The organism is Microcoleus sp. T3_D1 (assembly GCF_036700405.1).
GTDB lineage: Bacteria > Cyanobacteriota > Cyanobacteriia > Cyanobacteriales > Microcoleaceae > Microcoleus.
This window is the reverse complement of record NZ_JAUBOV010000001.1, coordinates 355,747-363,452: the sequence shown is the minus strand read 5'-3', so window position 1 is coordinate 363,452 and position 7,706 is coordinate 355,747. Positions and strand designations below refer to the sequence as shown.

Sequence of the window (7,706 nt, the reverse complement as noted above, 5' to 3'; positions counted from 1 at the left end):
GGCTCGCTCACTAATCTGACCACACTGCATCTGGGCTACAATCAAATTACCGACATCAGCTTCCTCGGCTCGCTCACCAATCTGACAACACTGTCTCTCGGCGGCAGTCAAATTACCGACATCAGCGCCTTGCGCTCGCTCACCAATCTGACAACACTGGATCTCGGCGGCAATCAAATTACCGATCTGTGCGTGTTAGACGAACTCGCACAGAAACATCTTATTACTCTCTCGACTACGCCAATTGATGCTCAAAAAGCCACAGAAGCAGTCAAAGTTGCCTATGCCGCTATTGGCTTAGAAGAACCCTCCGTTATTGTTTGCAGCAGTCCCCGGGACGCTTTTCTCCAACTCTTCAACTTGCCCAAAGGCGACGATTCACCAAACTGGTCAAAGGAAGGGCATTGGGATAGATTGGGGAAAAAGCTAGACGGGAAATGGATGTCCCCATCGATTGTGAGAGAATTTACCAGTCCGGCGGTGTGGGAGTATGAGCTTGATCGCATGACGATCGAGTCCGAAGCAGACAGCACACTGAGTTCGCTAATGTACGAAGTTGTTGAGGAATATGCTCGATCGGAACGAACGATGGGGAATTTTTTTCCCGCTCATTTGTTAGACCTGGAATTCCCTGAAACCCCCACGACTTTGTTTAAAGAAATCTATTTGACTCAATGGTATATTTCTTCATTAGGCGTCAATATTTCCCAAAAGGCACAAGAAATACTTCGCTGCCAAAAGCTGCTTTTCGAGCATTGCGGTTGGATATTTCCCTTTGAAAAGTTTTGCGCGGTGTGCGATCGCCCCCGCCACCTGCGCTTTGACAGTCAAAACCGCTTGCACGCGGAAGGAGAACCTGCCATTGAGTTTGCGGATGGATGGAATTTTTACTATTATCACGGTGTCAGATTGCCTGAAGAATACGGCAAATTCCACCCAAATCAATGGCAATCCCAATGGATTTTAGCAGAAGATAATGCCGAACTTCGGCGAGTGTTAATTGAAGGAATTGGTTACGCTCGCATAATTCAAGAATTGTCAGCAAAACAAATAGATAGTTGGCAGGAGTATGCACTATTACAAATAGATGAGGCCGATGATATAGATGACGGCTATGATGTCGAGCCGATTTGTTTGTTAAAAATGACTTGTCCAAGTACGGGATTCATTCACGCTTTGAGAGTGCCGCCGTACCTGATATCAGCGAGGGAGGCAATTCGCTGGGTAAATTGGGATATTGATCCAGAGGAATTTTCCGTGCAGACTTGATATAATGGCGGCGATGGATATCTACAAGTAGTCAGCTACAGGGGACAAGGATTTCCCAGCTCGCTCTCCGCAAAGCTGCTGCTATTTTTTGCTCAGAATACGAAGCCTCTGTTTCCCGTCGGAGGAATGACAAGCATTGACCATGCAGACTTACCGAATGTGGGGTCAAATCCTCGATTACGGCTGGCACTTAATTTTGCCAACAGTCGCCCTGGGCCTTACTGGTTTTGCGGGTTTGCAAAGATTGATGCGCGGACAATTGTTAGACGTGCTGCATCCAGATTACATCCGAACAGCACGGGCTCGCCTGTTTGGCGGACGATCGAGTAATTTACATTCATGCTTTGCGGAATGCTGTTAATCCGTTGATTACGCTGTTGGGTTTTGAGGCAAGCTAGTTTATTGAGCGGTGCGTTTATTGCCGAATATTTCTTTAATTGGCCTGGTTTGGGAAAGCTGACTTTGGAGGCGGTGAACAATCAAGATTTGTATTTAGTAATGGCAAGTTTGATGATGGGTGCGACGATGTTGATTGTGGGGAATTTGTTGGCAGATTTGCTGCTGGAAGCTGTCGATCCTCGGATTAAGCTGGAAGATTTGAAATAGTAGACTTAATTCAGTAACAGAAGGTACGCAAGGGCGATTTGTAATAGTCAACAGTCAACAGTATTCCCATTATCCATGCCCCATGCCCCATGCTCCATGACCCATCTCGGAGTGTTTTATGTCAGAAAAACAACAACCAAAGGAGCCAATGAGTTTTAGTCGCTTTGCGGACTGGTGCAGGCATATTGACAGTCTTTCACAAGAGGCAAGGCACACAGTTAAAGTGTTGTTAGAAAAGGCTGGCACTGATGACCCTGAAGCAGCGCAGCAGATACTTTCAAGCATGACCGAACTGGATCTGGGCAACAATAGAATTACCGACATCAGCTTCCTCGGCTCGCTCACCAATCTGACCACACTGCATCTGGGCTACAATCAAATTACCGATATCAGCTTCCTCGGCTCGCTCACCAATCTGACAGAACTCAATCTCAACAACAATCAAATTACCGACATCAGCTTCCTCGGCTCGCTCACCAATCTGACAGAACTCAATCTCAACAACAATCAAATTACCGACATCAGCTTCCTCGGCTCGCTCACCAATCTGACTAAACTAGATATTCGCTGCAATGAAATTACCGACATCAGCTCCCTCGGCTCGCTCACCAATCTGACCACACTAGATCTTGGCGGCAATAGAATTACCGACATCAGCTTCCTCGGCTCGCTTACCAATCTGACAGCACTCGAGCTCAGCTTCAATAAAATTAGCGACATCAGCTTTCTCGGCTCGCTCACCAATCTGACAACACTGCATCTCGACTCGAATCAAATTAGCGACATCACCTTCCTCGGCTCGCTCACCAATCTCACCACACTGTCTCTCGACTGGAATCAAAAAATTACCGACATCAGCTTCCTCGGCTCGCTCACCAATCTGACCACACTGGATCTCGGCGACAATAAAATTACCGACATCAGCGCCTTGCGCCCGCTCACCAATCTGACCACACTGGATCTCGACAGAAATCAAATTACCGACATCAGCTTTCTCGGCTCGCTCACCAATCTGACAACACTGCATCTCGACTCGAATCAAATTACCGACATCAGCTTTCTCGGCTCGCTCACCAATCTGACCACACTGCATCTGGGCTACAATAAAATTAGCGACATCAGCTTTCTCGGCTCGCTCACTAATCTAACAACACTGCATCTGACCCACAATCGAATTACCGAAACCAGCTTTCTCGGCTCGCTCACCAATCTGACAACACTGCATCTCGACTCGAATCAAATTACCGACTTCAGCTTTCTCGACTCGCTCACCAATCTGACAACACTGCATCTCGACTCGAATCAAATTACCGACTTCAGCTTTCTCGGCTCGCTCACCAATCTGACAACACTGCATCTCGACTCGAATCAAATTACCGACATCAGCTTTCTCGGCTCGCTCACCAATCTGACAACACTGCATCTCGACTCGAATCAAATTACCGACTTCAGCTTTCTCGGCTCGCTCACCAATCTGACAACACTGCATCTCGACTCGAATCAAATTACCGACATCAGCTTTCTCGGCTCGCTCACCAATCTGACAACACTGGATCTCAACCACAATCAAATTACCGACATCAGCGCCTTGCGAGCGCTCACCAATCTGACAACACTGATTCTCTACAACAATCAAATTAGCGACATCAGCTTCCTCGGCTCGCTCACCAATCTGACAACACTGGATCTCCGCTTAAATCAAATTAGCGACATCAGCTTCCTCGGCTCGCTCACCAATCTGACCACACTCTATCTCAACAACAATCAAATTACCGACATCAGCGCCTTGCGAGCGCTCACCAATCTGACAATACTGCGTCTGGGCGACAATCAAATTACCGACATCAGCGCCTTGCGAGCGCTCACCAATCTGACAATACTGAGTCTCGACTCGAATCCAATTACCGCTCTGTGCGTGTTAGGCCTCCTCGCACAAAAACGTCTTACTCTCTCGACTACGCCAATTGATGCTCAAAAAGCCACAGAAGCAGTCAAAGTTGCCTATGCAGCTATTGGGCTAGAAGAACCCTCCGTTATTGTTTGCACCAGTCCCCGCGACGCTTTTCTCCAACTCTTCAACTTGCCCAAAGGCGATCGTTCACAAAACTGGTCAAACGAAGGGCATGGGAATAGATTGGGGAAAAAGCTAGACTGGGAATGGATGTCCCCATCGATTGTGAGAGAATCGATTGTGAGAGAATTTACAAGTCCGGCGGTGTGGGAGTATGAGCTCAAGCGCATAAGGATCGAGTCCGAAGCAGACAGCACACTGAGTTCGCTAATCAACGAATTGGTTGACGAATATAAGCGATCGGAACCAACGATAGGGAATGTTTTTCCCAATCATTTGTTATTCCTTAAATCTCCTGAAAACCCCACAATTTTGTTTAAAGAAATCTATTTGACCCAATGGTATATATCTTCATTAGGGGTCAATATTTCCCAAAAAACACAAGAAATACATCACTGCCAAAAGCTGCTTTTCGAGCATTGCGGTTGGATATTTCCGTTTGAAAAGATTTGCGCGGTGTGCGATCGCCCCCGGCACCTGCGCGTTGACAGTCAAAACCGCTTGCACGCGGAAGGAGAACCTGCGATCGAGTTTGCGGATGGATGGAATTTTTATTATTATCACGGTGTCAGATTGCCTGAAGAATACGGCCAACTCCACCCCAGTCAATGGCAACCCCAATGGCTTTTAACAGAAGAGAATGCCGAGCTGAGGCGAGTGTTAATTCAAGGAATTGGTTACGAGCGCATAATTCAAGACTTGTCAGCAAAACAAATAGATAGTTGGCAGGAATATGCACTATTACAAATAGATAATGTCGAGGATTTGGAGCCGATTTGTTTGTTAAAAATGACTTGTCCAAGTACGGGATTCATTCACGCTTTGAGAGTGCCACCTAACCTGACATCAGCGAGGGAGGCAATTCGCTGGGCAAATTGGGATATCGATCCAGAGGAATTTTCCGTGCAGACTTGATATAATTGTGGCGATGGATTTCTACAAGTAGTCAGCTACACCGGACAAGGATTTCCGAGTTTTATCGCAGCGTTGCTGCGGCTACCGAGCTAGGAATACGAAGCCTCTGTTTCCCGTCGGAAGAATGACTTGTATCGCTAGCGCTGACTTACCGAATGTGGGGTCAACCATTTGTGACAAGTTAAGAAAAAGTGCAAATTGTCAAGGGGGTAGACTAAAAAAGGTAAAATAGGATGAAACCTTTACGGGGCAAGCAGTTGAGCCATAGTTGAACCAGTTATGACTAGCAAAAAACGAATCAACCGAGATCATGCAAAGAAAAAAAATAGTCCCCAAATAGAAAATGAAGCGATTGCGAATCACCTGGAAGATTTATTAATTCCAGCAATGGCTGCTCAAAAAACTTTTTATCGCCAACTAAATTTAAGAGATAGGATTCTGACACTACCATTAATGATGGCAGCAATCCGCCAGTCTTTTATGGCGAAATGTAGCAGGAGTAACAGAATTAACCAGATTATTAAATAGAGAGGGATTTTTATGGTGTGAGCCGTCTGAAATTAGTCAACAAGCATTATCGCTCAGATTTTTAACTTTTCCAGCAATTTTATTTGAAAAAGTATTTAAAGAATTACTGCCTCATTTTCGTCGGGAATGGTTAACAAGAAAATCGAGACCATTACCAGATAGCGTACAATTTGCCTTAAAAAGCTTTGATAATATCTGGATAGCTGATGGCTCAACATTAGAAGCATTATTTAAGAAGCTACAAAGCTTATCAGATGTGCCAAGTGGTCAACTAGCCGGAAAAATGGGAGTAATTATAGACCTAGTAACTCATCTTCCCGAAGAAATTTGGTTTGGGGAAAATCCGAAACAAGCAGATATTAATTGGGAGGAAGATTTACTAAAAACAGTTAAGCCGAAAACCTTACTATTATTGGATCGAGGCTTCTATCACTTCGCTTTTTGGTCAAAACTCATTTCTCAAGAAATTGGATTTATCACTCGAATCAAGAAAGGTGCATCTTATCAGGTAGAGCGGGTATTAACAAATACCTATGATATCAAAGACCAGATAATTAAAATAGGTGCAGGGACAAAAAAGACACCAGCTTTGACTATAAGATTAGTACAGATTCGCTCTAATACTTCCTGGCGTTCTTATCTGACAAGTGTCCGAGAACCTGAAATATTGCCCCCTTATGTAGTAGCAGATTTATATCAAAGACGCTGGCGAATTGAAGAGGCATTTTGTACAGTAAAAAGATTATTAAATCTCAGCTATTTATGGACAGGTTCATTAAACGGAATCAAGCTCCAAATCTGGGGGACTTGGCTATTTTATGCGGTTTTAGTAGATTCTTGAGATGCAGTTGCCGATGAATTAGGAGTACCAATTGAACGGATTTCATTAGAAATGATTTATCGGGGTATGTATCATTTCTCTGTTGCCTATCAAAAAGGATTAGCTTCGGACTTAGTTAAGTATTTTGCCGCCGATAAAAATCAAGATTTAGGGATTGTTAAGCTAAGCATGAAAACCTCATGTCAGGCTAATTATTTCTCCTTTCCCTGGAACTCAAAGAAGTCCCGAACAATTTTTTTTCAACAATAAAGGAACAAATGGAGTCATATTTTAATTGGGTCAACAGGTAAAAGATGAGTAATTTTACTCATTGACAATAGTGCTTTTAGCTTAACTTGTGAGTAATGGGGGTCAACTCCTCGATTACGGCTGGCACTTAATTTTGCCAACTGTCGCTTTGAGCCTTACTGGTTTTGCTCTCCGGCAAAGATTGAGGCGCAGACAATTGTTGGACGTGCTGCGTCAAGATTATATCCGAACAGCACGGGCTCGCCTGTTTGGCGGGCGATCGAGTAATTTACATTCATGCTTTGCGGAATGCGATTAATCCGTTGGTTACGCTGTTGGGTTTTGAGGCAAGCTAGTTTGTTGAGCGGTGCGTTTATTGCCGAATATTTCTTTAATTGGCAGGGTTTGGGAAAGCTGACTCTGGAGGCCGTGACTAATCAAGATTTGTATTTAGTGATGATGGTGCGACGATGTTGATTGTTGGGGATTTGTTGGCAGATTTGCTGCTGGAAGCGGTCGCTCCTCGGATTAAGCTGGAAGATTTGAAATAGAAGACTTAATTTAGTAATATGAGGTACGCAAGGGCGATTTGTAATAGTCAACAATCAACAGTCAACAATCAACAATCAACAATCAACAGTATTCCCATTATCTATGCCCTATGCCCCATGCCCCATTACCCATCTCGGAGTGTTTTATGTCAGAAAAACAACCAAAGGAGCCAATGAGTTTTAGCAGCTTTGCCGACTGGTGCAGGCATATTGACAGCGTTTCACAAGAGGCAAGGCACAGAGTTAAAGTGTTGTTAAAACAGGCTGGCACTGATGACGCACAAGAAGCGGAGCAGATACTTTCAAGAATGACAGAACTGGATCTGTGCAACACTCGAATTACCGACATCAGATCTCTCGGCTCGCTCACCAATCTGACCACACTGTCTCTTGACAACAATCAAATTACCGACATCAGCATCCTCGGCTCGCTCACCAATCTGACAACACTGTCTCTTGACAAAAATCAAATTACCGACATCAGCTCTCTCGGCTCGCTCACCAATCTGACCACACTGTCTCTCGACAAAAATCAAATTACCGACATCAGCTCTCTCGGCTCGCTCACCAATCTGACCACACTGCATCTCGACCACAATCAAATTAGCGACATCAGCATCCTCGGCTCGCTCACCAATCTGACCACACTGCATCTCGACCACAATCAAATTAGCGACATCAGCATCCTCGGCTCGCT

The 7,706-nt window shown here is 44.9% G+C and carries 2 protein-coding genes and 5 pseudogenes; all 7 read left to right on the top strand.

From position 1 onward, the window contains the following. On the top strand, positions 1-1,269 hold a 1,269-nt coding region (locus QT992_RS01520), incomplete at its 5' end, for a DUF6745 domain-containing protein (RefSeq protein WP_333376395.1). Positions 1,270-1,281: 12 nt separating this feature from the next. Then, positions 1,282-1,875: pseudogene (locus QT992_RS01515) on the top strand (ABC transporter permease); the annotation flags it as partial. Positions 1,876-1,993: 118 nt separating this feature from the next. Beyond that, positions 1,994-3,775: pseudogene (locus QT992_RS33520) on the top strand (leucine-rich repeat domain-containing protein); the annotation flags it as partial. A 579-nt stretch (positions 3,776-4,354) separates the two neighbouring features. Then, positions 4,355-4,861 (top strand): annotated as a pseudogene (locus QT992_RS33515) (DUF6745 domain-containing protein); the annotation flags it as partial. A gap of 279 nt (positions 4,862-5,140) precedes the next feature. Continuing rightward, positions 5,141-6,504: pseudogene (locus QT992_RS01500) on the top strand (IS4 family transposase). 75 nt (positions 6,505-6,579) lie between these two features. Next, a pseudogene (locus tag QT992_RS01495) lies at positions 6,580-7,009 on the top strand (ABC transporter permease subunit); the annotation flags it as partial. 146 nt (positions 7,010-7,155) lie between these two features. After that, the coding region (locus QT992_RS01490; protein WP_333376391.1) for a leucine-rich repeat domain-containing protein at positions 7,156-7,706 on the top strand (551 nt) is incomplete at its 3' end.